General features: G+C 73.3%; 11 protein-coding genes. All 11 read right to left on the bottom strand.

What is annotated here, in order from left to right:
• Window positions 1-118: 118 nt before the first annotated feature.
• The 11 genes from QFW77_RS04690 to QFW77_RS04640 all read right to left on the bottom strand — a co-directional run bounded on the left by QFW77_RS04690 (window position 119) and on the right by QFW77_RS04640 (window position 15,951).
• Window positions 119-1,426 carry a hypothetical protein gene (locus QFW77_RS04690; RefSeq protein WP_280573155.1) on the bottom strand — a complete coding sequence of 436 codons (1,308 nt, stop codon included), beginning with the start codon at window positions 1,424-1,426 and terminating at the stop codon, window positions 119-121.
• Entirely contained in the window at window positions 1,402-2,754 is a 1,353-nt protein-coding gene (locus QFW77_RS04685; protein WP_280573152.1) for a metal-dependent hydrolase family protein, read from the bottom strand. Before QFW77_RS04685 ends, QFW77_RS04690 begins: the two co-directional genes overlap by 25 nt.
• Window positions 2,751-4,190: a M28 family peptidase gene (locus QFW77_RS04680; protein ID WP_280573151.1), complete on the bottom strand. Its 1,440-nt coding sequence runs from the start codon at window positions 4,188-4,190 to the stop codon at window positions 2,751-2,753. The genes QFW77_RS04685 and QFW77_RS04680 overlap by 4 nt, the downstream gene beginning before the upstream one ends.
• Window positions 4,187-6,025, bottom strand: a complete 1,839-nt coding sequence (locus tag QFW77_RS04675; protein WP_280573150.1) for a DUF885 domain-containing protein — start codon at window positions 6,023-6,025, stop codon at window positions 4,187-4,189. The genes QFW77_RS04680 and QFW77_RS04675 overlap by 4 nt, the downstream gene beginning before the upstream one ends.
• A complete protein-coding gene (locus tag QFW77_RS04670; RefSeq protein ID WP_280573148.1) occupies window positions 6,022-6,339 on the bottom strand; it encodes a hypothetical protein in 318 nt (105 codons plus the stop codon). The genes QFW77_RS04675 and QFW77_RS04670 overlap by 4 nt, the downstream gene beginning before the upstream one ends.
• A gap of 32 nt (window positions 6,340-6,371) precedes the next feature.
• Window positions 6,372-8,345, bottom strand: coding sequence for a S9 family peptidase (locus QFW77_RS04665; RefSeq protein ID WP_280573146.1), 1,974 nt, complete (start codon window positions 8,343-8,345; stop codon window positions 6,372-6,374).
• A 101-nt stretch (window positions 8,346-8,446) separates the two neighbouring features.
• Entirely contained in the window at window positions 8,447-11,782 is a 3,336-nt protein-coding gene (locus QFW77_RS04660; protein WP_280573145.1) for a TonB-dependent receptor domain-containing protein, read from the bottom strand.
• Window positions 11,783-11,857: 75 nt separating this feature from the next.
• Complete coding sequence (locus tag QFW77_RS04655; protein ID WP_280573144.1) at window positions 11,858-12,850, bottom strand: FecR family protein; 993 nt, start codon at window positions 12,848-12,850, stop codon at window positions 11,858-11,860.
• The gene (locus QFW77_RS04650) at window positions 12,825-13,394 is read right to left on the bottom strand and encodes an RNA polymerase sigma factor (RefSeq protein WP_280573142.1); all 570 of its coding nucleotides are present in this window, start codon (window positions 13,392-13,394) and stop codon (window positions 12,825-12,827) included. Before QFW77_RS04650 ends, QFW77_RS04655 begins: the two co-directional genes overlap by 26 nt.
• Window positions 13,395-13,475: 81 nt before the next feature.
• The gene (locus QFW77_RS04645; RefSeq protein ID WP_280573141.1) at window positions 13,476-14,228 is read right to left on the bottom strand and encodes a hypothetical protein; all 753 of its coding nucleotides are present in this window, start codon (window positions 14,226-14,228) and stop codon (window positions 13,476-13,478) included.
• A 1-nt stretch (window position 14,229) separates the two neighbouring features.
• Complete coding sequence (locus QFW77_RS04640; protein WP_280573140.1) at window positions 14,230-15,951, bottom strand: alpha/beta hydrolase-fold protein; 1,722 nt, start codon at window positions 15,949-15,951, stop codon at window positions 14,230-14,232.
• Between the last annotated feature and the right edge of the window lie 284 nt (window positions 15,952-16,235).

Raw genomic sequence — 16,235 nt, 5'->3', positions numbered from 1 at the left:
ACCGGCCGTCGGTAGGAGCGGCCCATGGCCGCGAAGGCCGCGGGAGTTCGCGGCCGGGTCGGCGGTGTGATGCCGGGCGTCGGCCAACCGCGCGGGCTTTCGCGCGCATGGCACGCTCCTACGGAGTGTCCTCGCCGGCTTCGTGTTCGGCGGTGAGCGGACCGTCGCGGCGCAGCGCGGCGTCGAAGGCGGCCGCCGCGTCCGCGCCCGCCTCGGCGGCCAGCGCCGCCAGGAACTGCGCGGTCTCGCGCGGGGGATCGCGGCCGAGCGTCGCCAGCGTGCGGTCCAGCGCGGCGCGGCCGACCGCCTCTTCCAGCTCGAACAACAGCAGCGGGCCGCGCCGGTAGAGCTGGTCGCCGCTGGGGCGGCCGTGGCCGATCACCGGGCCGGCGGCATCGCCGCGCTCGCGCAGGCGGTCGACCAGCCGCTGCGCGTCGGCGATGCCGAAGGTCGCCTCGACGTAGCGGATCGCCGCGTACTCGGCCACCGACTCGGACAGCCAGTAGTGTTCGGTCAGCGGGTCCGCGGGCGACCACCAGGCGTGCGCGAACTCGTGGGCGATGTGCTTGGCCGGGTTGGCCTCGGGAAAGTCCTGCTTCGCCGACTCGCGCCCCGCCGCTCCGCCGTCCGAGAGCACCATGTAGCCGGAGCGCACGTAGCCCATGGTCTGCTCGCGCGAGAGCACCACGATGCGGAACGGCACGCGCAGCGGCCCGAACCAGTCCTGGAAGAACTCTCCGGCCTGCGCGGCGTGCTTGCGGAACAGCGAGGCGACCACGCCCTCGGGGTCGGCGGCATGGAACTCGGCGCCGGAGAGGAGTTCGCGGCGCAGCCCGGGCGCGGCGATCAGCGGCAGGTCGACGTCCGTCCGGCTGCGGACCACCCGCACCGCGCCGTCCTCGGCGCGCGTCACCTCGCCCTGCGAGACCGCCACGTAGTCCGCCGGGATGCCCTGGAAGGTGGCGTCGACGGTGAACTGCAGGCCGATGTCCTCGCGCACCGGAAACCACATGTTGTCGACCGACAGCTCGATCCGGTCCTGCGCGAACGCCGCCACGCCGTTCTCGCCGCCGGCCAGCGGGCCGCTGTAGTCCAGCTCCAGGCGCGCCGGGCCGGGACCCGCGAACCGCGCGGTGATCTTCTGCAGCCCGGCGATCGGCTGGTCGGTGGCGGCGATCGCCACCGTGCCGCCGGTTCCGGCATCCGTGCGTTCGATCTGGAAGCGCTCCGCCAGCAGGAACGACACCGGCCCGTCCGCCGCCCCGGCCGCCAGCTCGATCGCGACCTTGGCATCGAGGGTGCCGTCCGCACCGATCCGCGCCTGCAGGTCGTAGTGCGCCGGTGCCGCTTCATCGGCGGCGGTGTCGGCGCGCGCCGGCCCGGCGACCAGCGCCAGCGCCGCTAACAGAATTCCCCAGCTTCGCATGTGACCTCCTGATGATGCTTGTGGATGACGCCGGCCTTCATCACGAACCGGACCCGCCGCAGTACGTCGACGTCCTCCAGCGGGTCGCCGTCGACGGCGATCAGGTCGGCGGCCATGCCCGGCGCGAGGCGGCCGATCTGGTCCGCCAGGCCCAGATGGGCGGCGGCGTTCACCGTCGCGGTGCGGATCGCCTCGAGCGGGGTCAGCCCGGCCGCCACCAGCAGCCCGAATTCGCGCGCGTTGTCGCCGTGGCGGCTCACGCCGGAGTCGGTGCCGAAGGCGATCGGCACGCCGGCGGCATGTGCGCGCCGCGCCATGGCCAGCATCGCCGGGCCCACCGACGCGGCCTTGGCCTTCGCCGCCGGGCTCAGGAACGACGCCGGATCGGCCGCCCAGCCGGCCACGGTCTCGCCGGCCAGCAACGTGGGCACCAGCCACGCGCCGCTGCGCTTGAACAGGACCACCGAACCGTCGTCCAGCCAGGTGCCGTGCTCGATCGCGTCGCCGCCGGCGCGCAGGAACGCGTCGATGCCGGCGGCGCCGTGCGCATGCGCGGTGACGCGGCGGCCGAGCGCGTGCGCGGCCTCCACGATCGCCTGCAGTTCGGCGTCGGTGAACTGCTGGTCGACGCCGGCATCGGCATCCGACAGCACCGCGCCGGTGGCGACGATCTTGATCAGGTCGGCACCGCGCTGGACCTGCTGGCGCACCAGGCGCCGGCAGTCGTCGGCGCCGGAGCACAGGTTGGGCCGCTGCAGCGCGCGGGTCACGTCGTCGCGGTAGCCGAACAGGTCGCCCTCGCCGCCGTGCGGGCTGAGCACGTTGCCGGCGGCGAGGATCCGTGGCCCGGGCAGCTTGCCGGCGGCGATGCCGTCGCGCAGGGCGAAGATCGCCTCGTTCTCGGCGCCCAGGTCGGCGACGGTGGTGAAGCCGGCCTCCAGGGTGCGCCGCGCGAAGCGCACGCCGTTGATGGCCAGGTCGGCCGGGGTGCGCACGGTGCGCAGCAGCTTGTCGTCGGGGCCGTTCTCGTGGCCCAGGTGCACGTGGCTGTCGATCAGGCCGGGCAGCACGAAGCGGTCGGAGAGATCGATCACCTGGTCCGGCGGGCCGACGAAGCCCTCGCGCAGCGCGACCACGCGGCCGCCGTCCACCACCACGGTCATCCGCGCCAGCACCCGGCCGTCCGCGGGATCCGCCAGCAGCCGGCCGGCATGGACGTAGCGCGGGCCGTCCCGCCCGGCCGGGGTGGCGAGGGCGGGGGCCAGTGCCACGCCCATGGCCAGGGCGAGCCAGGCGGCGAGCGCGCGGGCCGGTCCGGAAGCCGTCATTCGGCCGGCTCCGCCGCGGACAGCGCGCGGAAGTCCGCGCCGGTCTGCGCCGCCAGCCACGCCAGCGCGGCCCAGGCGGCGACGTTCTGGTCCAGTTCGGCGCGGTCGATCTTGTCCAGGGTGTCGTCGGCGGTGTGGTGGAAGTCGAAGTAGCGGCTGCCATCCTGGCGCAGCACGAACGCCGGCACCCCCGCCTCGACCAGCGGCGCGATGTCGACGCCGCCGCGCCCCGGCGGCTCGCGCGAAGGCACGATCGCCATCGGCGTGAGCACCCGATACAGGGCACGGCCGAAGTCGCTGGCCGCGACCCCGGGCGGCAGCGACAGCGCCTGCACCGCGCCGGCGCCGAAGTCGCTCTCCATCGCCAGCACGTGATCTCCGACCTCGGCGGCGTGGCGCGCGAGGTAGGCGGCGCCGCCGGTCTCGGGCGTGTGCGGCTGGGCGACCTCCTCGGCGCCGTACAGCACCACGCGCAGGCTGCGGCGCGGCCGCTGCGGCAGGCGCGCGATCAGCTCCGCCGCTGCGACCACGATCGCCACGCCGGCGCCGTCGTCGATCGCGCCGGTGCCGGCGTCCCAGCTGTCCAGGTGCGCCGCCAGTACGATCACCTCGTCGGGCGCTTCGCGGCCGTGCAGCTCTGCGACCACGTTCTGGGAGTGGGTGTCCACGTGCGCGGCCTGCGAGTGCAGCCGCACGCGCACCGTCTCCCCCAGCGCCAGCAGCCGCTCGATCTGGTCGGCATCGGCGCCGGCCAGCGCGAAGCTGGGCAGCGGCACGCGGCCGTCGCGGTAGCGGGTGGAGCCGACGTGGGCGAAGCGCGCCGTGCCGGTGCCCAGCGAGCGCAGCAGCAGCGCCACCGCGCCGCGGTCGGCGGCCTCGCCGGGCGCGAACAGGCGCCCCGGCACCAGCGCGCCGTAGCCGCCCGCGACGCGCGGCATCCGCTGGTTCAGCAGGACGATGCGGCCTTCGAGCGAACCCACCGGCGCGGCGCGCAGCGCCTCCAGGCTGTCGAACGGCACCACCTCGCCTTCGATGCCGCTCGCCGGGGTGGCCGGCGAACCGCCGAGCGCCGCCGCGGCCAGGCGCTGCGGGTGCGCGCCGACGATCTCGGCCGACTCCTCGCCGCGGGTCCATCCGACCAGCGGGAAGGGTTCGATCGCGACCCGGTCGAACCCCAGTGCGCGCAGCCGCGCCGCGGCCCAGTCCGCGGCCGCGTGTTCGGCGGCCGATCCGGCCGGGCGCGGGCCGAACCGCGTGGTCAGTTCGCTGACGAAGCCGTAGGCGATGGCCTCGCCCGCCAGGGCCTGGTCGCGCAGCCGTGCGGCGGTGCGCTCGGCGCGGTCCGCGGCCGGTGCCGGCGCGGCGGCGGCGAGCAGCGCGATCAGGCAGCCGAGGACCGGCGGGGCGCGGCGCATCGCTGGACGGTGTGGGGTCATTCGGGGTCTCCCTGTTGCAGCTGAAGGTCGATCCAGGCGTCGACCACCTCGTCCAGCAGCGGCAGCGGCAGCGGGCCGCTGCCGAGCACGGTGTCGTGGAAGCCGCGCAGGTCGAAACCCGGGCCGAGCCTGGCTTCGGCGCGCTCGCGCAGCGCCCGGATGTGCAGCATGCCGGCGTAGTAGGCGGTCGCCTGCCCGGGCAGGACGACGTAGCGCTCGACCTCGCGGCGGTTGTCGTACTGCGAGGCCGGGGTATTCGCGTCGAGCCAGCCGATCGCGCGCGCGCGGCTCCAGCGCCGGGCGTGCAGGCCGGTGTCCACCACCAGCCGCGCCGCGCGCATGAGCGCCAGCGACAGCCGGCCGAAGTCGTCGTACGGATCCCGGTACAGCCCCAGCTCCTTGGGCAGCGCCTCGGCGTACAGCGACCAGCCCTCGCTGAAAGCGGCGATCGAGGCGTAGCGGCGGAACGCCGGCACGCCCTCGAGCTGGTGCGCGATCATGGTTTCGGTGTGATGCCCCGGAACCGCCTCGTGGTAGAGCTGCACCGGCAGCTGGTAGCGGGGCGCCGCGCCCATGTCGTGGAGATTGATGTAGAACACGCCGGGACCGCCGCTGCCCGGCTGCGGGCTGCGGTAGAAGGCCTTGGGCGAGGTCGCCTCGCGCCAGGGTTCGACGGCGCGTATCACCACCGGCGTGGCGGGGATGCGGGTGATCAGCTCGTCCTGGCGCGCGAGGATCTCCTCCAGCAGGCGGCCGGCGTCGGCGAGATAGGCGTCGCGGCCGGCGCGGCTGTCCGGGTAGCGGAAGCGGGGATCGGTGCGGACGTGGGCGAAGAAGTCCTGCAGGTCGCCCTCGAAACCGACCTCCCGCACGATCGCGCGCATCCGCGCGTGGATCGCCGCGACCTCGCGCAGGCCGGTCTGGTGCAGCGCCTCCGCCTCGACGGGCAGGGTGGTGTAGTGGCGCAGCAGCGAGGCGTAGTACGCGGCGCCGTCGGGCAGGCGCCAGACGCCGTCGTCCTCGCCGGCCCGTTCGGCGGCGGCCTCCAGGTGCGCGATCAGCCTGCCGTAGCCGGCCCGGAAGCCGCCGGTCAGCGCCTCGGCGGCGCGGCGCAGCACGGCCCGCTTCTCGTCCTGGGGCCAGTCGAGCTGCGCCAGCTTGCCCTTGAAGTCCGCGTACAGCGGGCTGTCGCGCGGCGAGTCGTCGAACGGCCTGCCGCGCAGCTGGTTGCCGGCCGCGTCCAGCACCAGGGCGTGGACGAATCGCGGGGGCCGGATCCCGGCCGCTTCCTGGCGCTCCAGCGCGGCGACCACCCCGGCCATCAGCCCGTCGACGCGCTGCAGCCGGGCGATGTAGGCCTCCGCGTCGGCGCGGCCGCGGATCGGGTGGTGGCTGATGAGGGTGTCCGGGACCCGCGAGTGCAGGCCGCCCATCTGGCTCAGCAGGTAGTCGTGGCGGTGCCAGCGCAGGCGTTCCAGGCGGTCCTCGGCGAAGCCGGCGTACAGACGCCGGCTGAGCGCTGCCTGCGCGCCGAGCGCGGCATCGTCGAACCCGTCGAGCGTCGCCAGGTCGCTGCGCAGCGCCGCGGCCTCGGCGTCGCGTGGCGCATCGCCGACCTCGTCCCAGCGGTCCTGCGCCTCGCGCAAGCCCAGCCGCGACTGGCGGATCGGGCTGCGCCGCAGGTCGCGCTGCCAGGCTCGCTCGAAGAACGCTTCCAGGCGGGCCTCTTCGGCCGCCGGGACCGGGGCGGCCGCGGTGGTGGCCCCGGCCCAGGCGCAGGCCGCCAGCGCCGCCCAGGCCCAGCGCTTCGCGGTGCGCGGCGGGGCCGCGCTCATCTCGCGCCCGCTCCGGCCCCTGCGGCGATCCGGCGGCCGGCCCGCTTTTCGAGCAGCGGCAGCGGCCCGGCGCCGATCAGCGCATCGTTGAAGCCGGGCAGCCGGAAGCCCGGGCCGGGTACGCGCCGTGCCCGCACCTGCAGCGCGGTCATGCTGCGCTTGCCGAGCTGGTAGCCGGTGGCCGATTCGGTACCGTTGCCGGGGACGTGGCAGTCGGTCTCGCGGATGTGGGCGTCCAGCGTGGCGGCGAGCGCGCAGGACTGGGCGGCGATCCCGGCCGCGAGCGCGGCGCCCGCAGCGGTTCGGGCGCGCAAGCCGCGGCGGCCGGGGCTGGCGCCGCGAACGCTCACTGGCCCGCCGCGACGGCGTCGCCTGCGCCGGCCGCTGGCGGAGCCGGTGCCGCCGTGCGCGGCGCATCGCGCACGTGGCGGTCGAGAAATTCGCGGATGGTGCGGTAGGCGACCGCCTGGTTGGCCTTCTTGCGAAAGCCGTGGCCCTCGTCGGCAAACACCACGTATTCGACCGGCACGCCGTTGGCGCGCACCCGTTCGACGATGTCCTCCGATTCGACCGGCAGCACCCGCGGGTCGTTGGCGCCCTGCAGCACCAGCAGCGGCCTGCGGATGTTGCCGGCGTGGAAGGCCGGCGAGATCGCCTCGAAGCGCGCCGGGTCGGCTTCCCAGTCGCCCATCTCGCTCTTGAGCAGGCGGCGCAGGTCCTCCCACCAGTCCGGGGTGTTGGCCAGCAGCCGGGTCCAGTTGGAGATGCCGTAGACGTTCACCCCGGCGGTGAACACCTCGGGGCGGAACGCCAGCGCGGCCAGCGCCATGAAGCCGCCGTAGGAGCCGCCCATCACCGCGATCCGCCGTGGATCCACCAGTCCGGTGTCGACCAGCATCTGCCGGGAGGCGACCACGTCGTCGAGATCGGCCTCGCCATGGCGGCCGTCGTCGAGATGGTAGAAGCTCTTGCCGGAACCGGAAGATCCGCGGTTGTTGATCTCGTAGATCACGTAACCGTGGTTCACCAGGTACTGGACCATCGGCTTGAAGCCGATCCTGCTCTCGCCGCCGGGGCCGCCGTGCACCCACACGGCGGCCGGGCGCGTCTCGCCCTCGGCGATGCCCTTTGGCACGTAGAGGATGCCGGGCACGATCACCCCGTCGTGCGAGTGGAACCGGACCACCCGGCCCTGCACCAGATCCTCTGCCGGGATGCCCGGCGGCAGCGAATCGACCAGGCGCACCGGCGCCGTGGCACCGGCCGGGTACAGGCGCAGGTCGCCGGGCATGTCCCCGGCGCTCTCGACCGTCGCGATCGATCCGTCGCGGGCCAGCGCGAACTCGGCGATGGTGGCAGGCGCCGCGTCCAGCACCTGCAGAGGCTCGAGCGTGTCCGTGTGGAACAGGTGGACCACGGTGCGCGCATCGTGGTTGACGAACGCGGCCAGGCGGCTGCCGTCGGCCGACAGCCGCGCCCCGGTCACGTCCCAGTCGGCGGCCAGCACGGTGGTGCGCTCTCCGCTTTCCAGCTCGAGGCGCTCGAGCCGGCTGAACTCGCCGCCCTCGTCGCTGGTGAGGAACAGGTGCCGGCCGTCGGGGGAAAATGCCTGCGGCACGCAGGCGATCCTGCGGCCCGCCTCGTTCAGACGTCGCATGCGGCGGCCTTCGACCTGGTGCACGAAGCAGTCGGTGTGGGCGTTGTCGTGGATCCGGCTCAGCGCCACCAGGCCGCGATCGGCGCTGACCGCGTGCACCTGGTAGGCGGCGTCGTTGGTGAACAGCCGCCGGCGCGCGTAGTCCGCGGTCGAGTATTCGTACAGGTCGAAATGGCGCGGGTCGCGTTCGTTGGTGACGGCGAAGAACGATGCGCCGTCCGCGGCCCAGGCGACAAACCGGGCCTTGAGGCGGTCGCCCGGGGTGAGGTCGCGGGTGCCGCCATCGGCCTCGCGCACGTAGAGATGATGCAGTTCGTCGCCGCCGCGGTCGCTGGCGTAGAGCACGCGTTCGCCGTCGGGGAACCAGCCGATCGCCGTCACCGTTTCGTCCGAGTCGGTCAGCGCCTCGGCGCCGCCGCCGGCCAACGGCATCACGTACAGGTTGGCCACGCCGCTGCGCTTGCTGGTGAACAGCAGCAGTTCGCCGTCGGGCGAGAAGTCGAGCCCGGCGATCTCGTCGAACGCCATCAGCCGCTCGATGTCATGACGGGGCGGCGGGGCCACGACGGCGTCGGCGGCGGCGGCCGAATCGCCGGGCGACGAGGGCGAGCACGCCGGCAGCAGCGCGGCCGACAGCAGGGCGATGGACAGCAGATGTTTCAACACGCGGCTCCTCGATGCGGCGGAGGCGGGCGGCCGGGAATGCCGGCGGTGCCGTGAGGGACGGGCGGCCGCCGGGGCGGGGCCCCGGCGGCGCGCGCCGTTCAGAAGTTCGCGCTCAGGCGCAGCAGGTAGGTGCGGCCGATCGGATCGTATGCGCCGAAGTTGCGGCCCACCTGGGCGGCGTAGGGAACCTCGCGGTCGAACAGGTTCTGGATCGCCAGTTGCGCCTTGACATGGCTGCCGAGCCAGTAGGCGACGGTGGCGTTGAAGCGCCAGTAGTCGCCGACGTGGTTGGCCTCGCGCGGGAGATCCTCCCCGGTCGCGTCCAGGTCGCGGACCACCGAGCTGGTCCACAGCGCCTGCAGGTCCAGCTCCAGGTCGCCCAGGGTGTAGCCGGTGGACAGGTTGGCCCGGTACTCGGGGGTCCCCACGCTGCCGACGGCGTCGCGCACCGGCACGCCGGGCTGCAGGACGATCTCGTACTTGTGCGTGTAGGAGAGCTTGCTGCCCACGCGCATGCTGCCGGCGCCGAGGTCGAAGCGGTACTCGGCGGCGCCGATCAGGCCGGAGAAGTCCAGGGTGGAGGTGTTGACGAAACCGGTCCGGTAGCCGTTCGCGATGTCGCCGGCATTGCGGGCAGCGCCCGGCTGGGCCGCCGCCTGTTCGGCGGTCAGGCGCTCGAAGCTGGCGCAGGCCGGTTCCTCTGGCCAGTTGGCGCTGTCGTAGCACGCCGCCAGGAGCGCATCGATGCCGAGGTTCTGGATGCCGTCCTCCAGCGAGATGTCGGACCAGTCCATCGCCAGGCGGAAGCCGGGCAGGGCGGTGGGCTGGTAGACGAAACCGAGCGACCAGGAATCGGCGGTCTCGTTCATCAGGTCCACGTTGCCCGAGCGGGTGCCGAACGCGGACACCGCGCCGGTGGTGGACTCGAAGTCGGCGGGATCTTCGACGCCCACCGCGGCCAGGGCCGCGCGGCAGTTGGCCTCGCGCACCGCGGGGTTGGCGCCGCGGTTGTAGTTCTGCGCGTTGCAGACGTCGTCGATCGAGCCGGAGACCGGCGCCGAACCCAGGAACAACTCGGTGATCGCCGGCGAACGGATGGCATGCGTATACACCCCGCGCAGCACCAGCCCGTCGCCCCAGCCCGGCAGGCGCGGTGCGAAGCGCGCGCCGACCGACCAGGTCACGTCGCTGCCGGTGAGCGAGTTGTCGACGTGGCGGGCCGCGGCCTCCAGGCTCAGCGCCTTGGCGAAGCGCAACGCTTGCGACTCCGCGATCAGCGGTACCACCAGCTCGCCGTAGAACTCGGTGGTGCGGTAGCTGCCCTCGATGCCTTCGAAGCTGCCGGCTCCGGTGCCGATCAGCACGTTGCCGGCCTCGAGGGTGGCGTCGGGCTCGAACGCGCCGCTCTCGGTGCGGCGTTCGGCGCCGAGGTTGAACTGCAGCGGCTCGGCCAGACCCAGCGGGAACGCGCCGGTCAGGTTGCCGGTGAGCACCCGCTGGGTGTTGAGGCTGGTGGCGCGGCCGCGATCGGTGACCCAGTCGACCGCCTCGGCGCTCGCGTTGCCGGTACCGAACAGGTTGATCGGCACGCAGTCGCCGCCGGAGGCACAGACGATGCCGCCGGTGCCGTCGTCGACCGCGTCGATGGCGCGCAGCAGCCGCGCCGGGTCGATGTAGGTCACCGAGGAGACGCTCTCGCTGCGGCCGTAGTTGTAGGAGAGGTCCCAGGACCAGGTGTCGCCGAAGACCGCGAAGTCGCCCTTCAGCCCGCCGACGAACCGGTACAGGTCCAGCGCGGTCTCGCCCGGGTGGCGGTCGACCACGTCGTTGAGGTTGCGGCTCAGGTTGAAGGCTTCGAGCCCGTTGTCGGCGAGGATCGCCCGCGACCGTTCGCTCAGGAACGGGTTGTCCGCCGAGAACCGCAGCGTCGGGCCTCCCAGCAGCGGCACCGCGTACTGGTAGAGCTCGCTCTGCTCCACGCCCTCGGTGCGCACGTAGGTGGTCTCCGCGAACGCGCGCACGGCAGGGGTGATGTCGAAGTGCCCGAGTGCATTGAAAATGGTGCGTTCGCTCGGGGTCAGCAGCCCGAAGTGGTCGGCCGGGTTCATGCCGTCGCCCCCGTCCGACAGGATCGGCGCGCCCGACTCCGCCTGGAGCACGGTGCCGGGCCGGTAAGGCACCAGTTCGCCGTCGACGCCGAAGTGCAGGGGGGTGCCGTCGGCGTCGAAGACGTAGTTGCCGCGCGGGTAGAACGGCGGCAGCACCAGTCCCGGCAGGTCGAAGCCCACCAGCGGCTCCAGCTGGTTGTCGTACGGCAACCCGCCCTCGGTGAACAGTGCGTAGCGAAGATCGTCGACCACCACCACCGAGGGGATGCCGTCCGCAGGGCCGGTATCGTCGGGGTTGGGCAGCTCATCGAAGCGGAACGGCATCCGGTCCGACAGGCGCAGGCCATGCTGCCGGTGGTACTCGGTGCCGATCACCGCGTTGCCGCGGCCGTCGGCGAAGTTGCCGCCGAACAGGCCGCGCACGCTGTAGCTCTCGGCATCGCCGCGATCGGTGATGCCGTACTGCACCGAGGCCTCGGCGCCCTCGAAATCCTCCTTCAGGATCACGTTGACGGTGCCGGCGATCGCGTCCGAGCCGTACACCGGCGCGCCGCCGATGGCGACGGTCTCGACCCGGTCGACCAGCCCCGCGGGAATCACGTTGAGGTCCACCTGGGAGCCGGGCGCGGCCGCACCGCCGGCCCCGGCGACGGTGTTGGAGGAGACGAACCGCCGGCCGTTGACCAGGGTCAGGGTGCGCTGCGAGCCCAGGCCGAAGAAGTTGACGAAGGTCTGCGCCACCCCGAGGGTCGCAGGCTCCGCCCCCACCGGGCTCGATGCCGAAGGCCCGAAGCCCGGGGTGTCCTCCAGCGCCTGGCCGATGTTGGTGTAGCCGCGGCGTTCGATCTCGTCGCCGGTGGTGACCAGCGCCGCCTGCAGGGTGTCGAAGCCGGCGCGGTCGATGCGGGTGCCGGTAACCTCGATGCGGTCCAGTTCCACGGTCTGTCCGTCCGGCTGCGGGCCCGGAACGCCTGGGTCTGGGCGGGGGGCGGGAGCGCGCGGCCGGCGCACGGTGACGGTGTCCGCGCCGCTGGCCACCACCTCCAGCCCGGTGCCCTCGAACATCAGCCGCAACGCCTCGATCGCCTCGAAGCTGCCGTGAACGGCGCGGGTGCGTACCCCGCGCAGGTCGCCTTCCGGCGCCATGATCTGCAGGCCGGACTGCTCCGCGGCCGCGCGGATCGCGCCCGCCGCTTCCTGCGGCGGCAGGTCGAAGTCCCTGCGCTCCTGCGCGAGCGCCGGCGCTGCGGCCAGCGCGCAGCCCAGGCCGATGGCGAGCCACAGCCTGCTGCGCCGCGGAATCCTGCGTGATCCGATGCTGTTCACGGTCCCCGTTCTCCCCGGTGTCGCATGCGCGATGCATGCCCTCCCCATGTACGAGGGGCGCGCGCCGCGAATCCGCTATTGCCGTTGCGGCGGCGGGTCGCCGGGCAGGCCGCGGGTCAGCACGAGGGCATCGGACCGCTCCTCGACCCGTGCGTCGAAGGTGGCCGCGGCCGAGCGCGCGAAGGCGCGAGTGTCGCCGATCCGGAACACCCCGACGAAGTGCTCGGCCGCCAGATCGGCGCCGACGATGCGGATCGGCACCTCGGAGTAGCGGTTCATCTCGGCGATGGCGGCTTCCAGGGGCTCGCCGTCGAAGGTCAGGTAGCCCTCGCGCCAGGAATGGCGGCGCGAGACCTCCTCGGCGCTGAGCGCCTTCTCGACCATCGGCCGGGCGGGGGCGGAGACCACCTGATCGTTGCGGACGGCGCGCCGCGGCCGCTCCAGGCCCCTGGCGCCGGGGCGCTCGACCTCGACCACGCCCTCGAGCACCGTCACCGCGACGGCATCGCCCAGCCGGCGCACCGCGAACTCGGTGCCCACCGCGCGCGCGGCGACGTCGCCGGCCTCGACCACGAACGGCCGCGCCGGATCCCGCACCACCTGGAAGGTGGCCTCGCCGCGCTGCAGGTGGATGCGGCGCTGCGCCGCGCCGTAGCGCACCCGGATCACCGAGTCGGTGTTGAGCACGACGATGGAGCCGTCGTCCAGCGCCAGTCTCACGATCTCGCCCACGCCGGCGGCGTGGCGCCCGGACCAGTGCTCGTAGCCGATGCCGGCGCCGGCCAGCACCGCCACCAGCACCGAAGCGGCGACGGCGAACGTGCGCATGCGCGCGCGCGGTCGCGGTGCCGGCGGCGCCTCGCCGCCGCCCTTGGCCATCGCCGCCACGCGGTCGAGGTCGAGCCAGATCGCCTGCGCGCGCACGTACGCGCCGCGGTGGCGCGCATCGCGCGCCAGCCACGCCTCCAGCTCGCCGCGGTCGCGCTCGCCCAGGGTGCCCTCGGCCGCCCGGACCGCCCACGCGGCGGCAATGCCGTCGATCTCAGCGCTGTCGTTGCCTGCGCTCATCCGCTCCACTGCTCCGTGCCGGCAGGGCCGGCGTTTTCCTCATTTCCCGCATGATCGTCCGCAGCGCCTTCGCCAGGTGCTTTTCCACGGTGCTCTCGGAAATGTTCATCCGTTCCGAGATCTCGCGCTGGGACAGCGACTCGAACTTCTTCATCACGAACGCCTGCCGGCACTTGGCCGGCAACGTCGCGATCGCCGCATGCAGCCGTTCGACCTCCTCGCGGCCGCTGAGCCGCCGCTCGGGGGTCGGCCCGGCGTCGGCCACGTTCAGCGCGTCGATGTCCGCCACCGTCTCGATCGGCACGATCCTCGACCTCCTGACGGTCTCCCCGACCACGCGCCTGGCGATGACGAACAGATAGGCGCGCGCGTCGTTGATGCCGTCGGTGTCCACCGCCCACAGCCGGGCGTAGGTTTCCTGCACGACCTCGTCCAGGTCGCACATCGCCAGGCCGCGGATGCGCGCGGCCAGCCAGCGGCGCACGTCGGTTTCGTGCGGCAGCACCTCGCGCGCGAACCAGCGGATGCGGCTCTCACGTTCCACGGGCGGAGTCCACGGCGCAGCGCATGTCGATCACCGTTGCTTCATATCACGTCCCGCCTGGCCCGTCGGCTGAGGCATCGGTCACTGCGCGGTGATGCTGCGCAGCACGGTGCCGTCCTCCGCCAGGAAATCCACCCGCGGTTCGCCCGCGCCATCGACCGTCAGCTGCAGCCGCGGCCGGCCCTGCGGGTCCGCCAGGCGCAGCACCGCGTCCTCGAGCGCCTTGCCGGCGAACAGCCGCTCGGCGCCGGCGCCGCCGCGCGCCATGGCGTAGTCCATCATTTCCTCGCGGATCGCCTCGCGCGCGGCGTGCGACTCCGCCCGGGCCGCCCGGTCGCTCATTTCCATCAGCGGCCCGATCGAATAGTCCGGGCGATCCCAGACCCTCAGCCCGGCGACGCGACGGCCGTCCTGGTCGTTGTAGACCACGCCCACGGTCTGGTCCTGCTTGTACTGGTCGAAGAACAACCCCGCCGAAGCCGCATACGCCCCGTCCTCCCGGGCGCTGGAGAAGCTCATGCCGCCCGACTCGTCGCCCTCGTCGTTGAAGAACAGCATTCCACCGCCGGTGCGGCTGTGGTGGCGGTATTCGGTGCCCTCCATGAACAGACCGGGGAAACGCGCCGCGTTGGAGATCACCAGGCGGTTCAGGCCGTTCGGTTCGACCACGTTGATCCGCTCGACGGTGAGTTCCTCGAACGCGGCGCTGGCCGCCGGCGGTGCGGCGGTGGTGGCCGGGCCGGCCTTGATCCGGTCCCAGGCGGTCCAGCCGGCGAGCGCGGTCACGGCGAGCAGCCAGGCGGTGAGCAGGCGGTCGCGGGGCGTCATCGTCATGTCAGGGTCCTTCGCGGAAATCGGAATCGGAATCGGAAGCGGCCGCGGGGGCATTGGCTTCGACGTGCGCGGCCATTTCGCGCACAACCCCGGCCCAGCTGGTGTGGTGCCAGTTGTGGCCCTTCATCGGCCGGCCGTACTCGAAGCGCGCTGGATAGTCCTCGCCGCCTGCCTCGCGCAGCATCCGTTCGAAGCGGTAGACCGCGAGATTGAGGTAGAAGTCGTCCATCTCGCCGGCGAACAGGTGCAGCTTGCCGCGCAGCAGCGGCGCCAGCCGCGCCCAGTTCTCGCGCGCGAAGGCGCTCAGGTCGTAGCCGTTGTCGCGCATCCAGGCGGCGACCTCGCGATCGATCGCGCCCGTGCGCTTGTCGAACAGCAGCCGCGGATAGCCGTCGGTGCCGGCCGGGCCGTGGGTGGCCTGCCAAATGTCGAGCTGGTAGCCGGAACGCCCGCGCGAGCCGAGCACCGCCTCGAACGCGGCCAGGTGGCGCATGTCCAGCAGCGGCTGGCCCTCGCGGGTGCGCCGGAACGGCCGCTCGGCCTGCAGCCATTCGTTGGCCGGCACGGCGAACATGTTGTCGTCGGCGTAGATGTCGCTGAGCAGGTAGTTGCGGAAGTCGATCGGGTCCGGGTTGAACACCCAGGCGCCGCCGAAGAACTCCGGGTAGTGCAACTGCAGCGCCAGCGCCTCCCAGCCGCCGGTGGAGGCGCCCTCGACGATGCGCGCGTGGGGCCGGCCGATGCCGCGGAAGCGTCGCTCCAGCTCCGGCATGATCTCGGTGGTGAGGGCCTCCCCGTACGGCCCGTTGTTGGCGGAGTCGACCGCGTAGGATTCGACGAAGTACGGGCTCGGGTGCTCGAAGGTGATCGCCACCACGCGCGGGAAATCGTCGCCCTGCCAAGCCTGGGCGAACTCGTAGCCGGTTTCCACGTTGGCGTCCCGCGCCCTGGCCACCGCGGCCTGGTCGTGGCTGGCCGGGTCCGGATCGAAGCCGAACGGCGCGTCGCCATGCCCGAACACGTAGACCACCGGGTAGCGCGCGTCCGGGTGCTCGTCGAAGCCGCGCGGCAGCAGCACGCTGGCGCCGACGTGGATCGGCACGCCCCAGAATGCGCTCAGGGTGTCGCTGCGGATCCGCACCCTGCGGATCCACGGGGTGTCTTCCAGCTCGGGCAGCTCGGGCACCTTGGCGGCGAGGCGCAGCGGTGCAGGCGCGGCGCCGGGCCCCAGTGCGGCACCCGGCCCCAGCACCATTGGCTGCACCGCGCTGTAGAGGTTGCCTGGCTTGGCGTGGAACGGCACCCGGCGGTCGGTCAGCGGCAGCCACAGGCGGTGGCCGTCGGCGCGATCGAGCCGGGTGTAGCGGACCAGCACCGCCTGGACGTGGTAGTCGCCGGCAGGCAGGGCGTCGAGGCTCTCCAGCGGGTACGCGGCGGCGTCCGCCCCCACCACGACTTCCGCGCCCGGCGCCAGCGCGTCCACGTCGACCCCGAACACGGCCGGGCCGTTGAGTCCGATCGCCTGCCGCGGTTCGGGTGCCGCGCTCCGCGCCACGGCCACGATCAGGCGCCCGGTGACCGGGCCGTCCGCGACCGCCGGGTCCAGCACCACGCGGAAGCCGGCGGCGGATGCCGCGGGCGCCAGCGCGATCAACAGCAGCGCCAGCAGCCATGGGGCCGCGGCCCGCGGCCGGGCATGACGAACGGATCCTGGCGCGGGCATCGGCGCTCCTGGGTCGCGGCGGCCGGAATGGCCATCCCCACAAGGAGTACGAGGGACGCCGGCGACAAATCCGCCATTGCCGCGGCGGCGCGTCGGCCGGCGCTGCGACGGCGGGCCCCGCGCCGGGCGGCGCCGGCGCGGCGCGCGGACCTCGCGGCCGCGCTGCCGGACGCCTGGCGGGTCCTGGCACGGGCCCGGGCACCGGGTGCCGGGTTCGGCGCGGGGCCGGCGCGGACGGAAAGCGCGTTCGCCGCGGCTCGGGAGCGCTTGCCGCACCGGTACCA

The sequence above is a fragment of the Luteimonas endophytica genome (genome assembly GCF_029887875.1).
In the GTDB taxonomy this organism is placed as follows: domain Bacteria; phylum Pseudomonadota; class Gammaproteobacteria; order Xanthomonadales; family Xanthomonadaceae; genus Luteimonas; species Luteimonas endophytica.
Note: the sequence above shows the minus strand (reverse complement) of the source record. Positions and strands in the feature narration are given on the sequence as shown.

Bases quoted from the DNA above. Each gene is read 5' to 3' on its own strand.
- QFW77_RS04690 (WP_280573155.1), bottom strand. From the start codon at position 1,426: ATGCGAAGCTGGGGAATTCTGTTAGCGGCGCTGGCGCTGGTCGCCGGG.
- QFW77_RS04685 (WP_280573152.1), bottom strand. From the start codon at position 2,754: ATGACGGCTTCCGGACCGGCCCGCGCGCTCGCCGCCTGGCTCGCCCTG.
- QFW77_RS04680 (WP_280573151.1), bottom strand. From the start codon at position 4,190: ATGACCCCACACCGTCCAGCGATGCGCCGCGCCCCGCCGGTCCTCGGC.
- QFW77_RS04675 (WP_280573150.1), bottom strand. From the start codon at position 6,025: ATGAGCGCGGCCCCGCCGCGCACCGCGAAGCGCTGGGCCTGGGCGGCG.
- QFW77_RS04655 (WP_280573144.1), bottom strand. From the start codon at position 12,850: ATGAGCGCAGGCAACGACAGCGCTGAGATCGACGGCATTGCCGCCGCG.
- QFW77_RS04645 (WP_280573141.1), bottom strand. From the start codon at position 14,228: ATGACGATGACGCCCCGCGACCGCCTGCTCACCGCCTGGCTGCTCGCC.
- QFW77_RS04640 (WP_280573140.1), bottom strand. From the start codon at position 15,951: ATGCCCGCGCCAGGATCCGTTCGTCATGCCCGGCCGCGGGCCGCGGCC.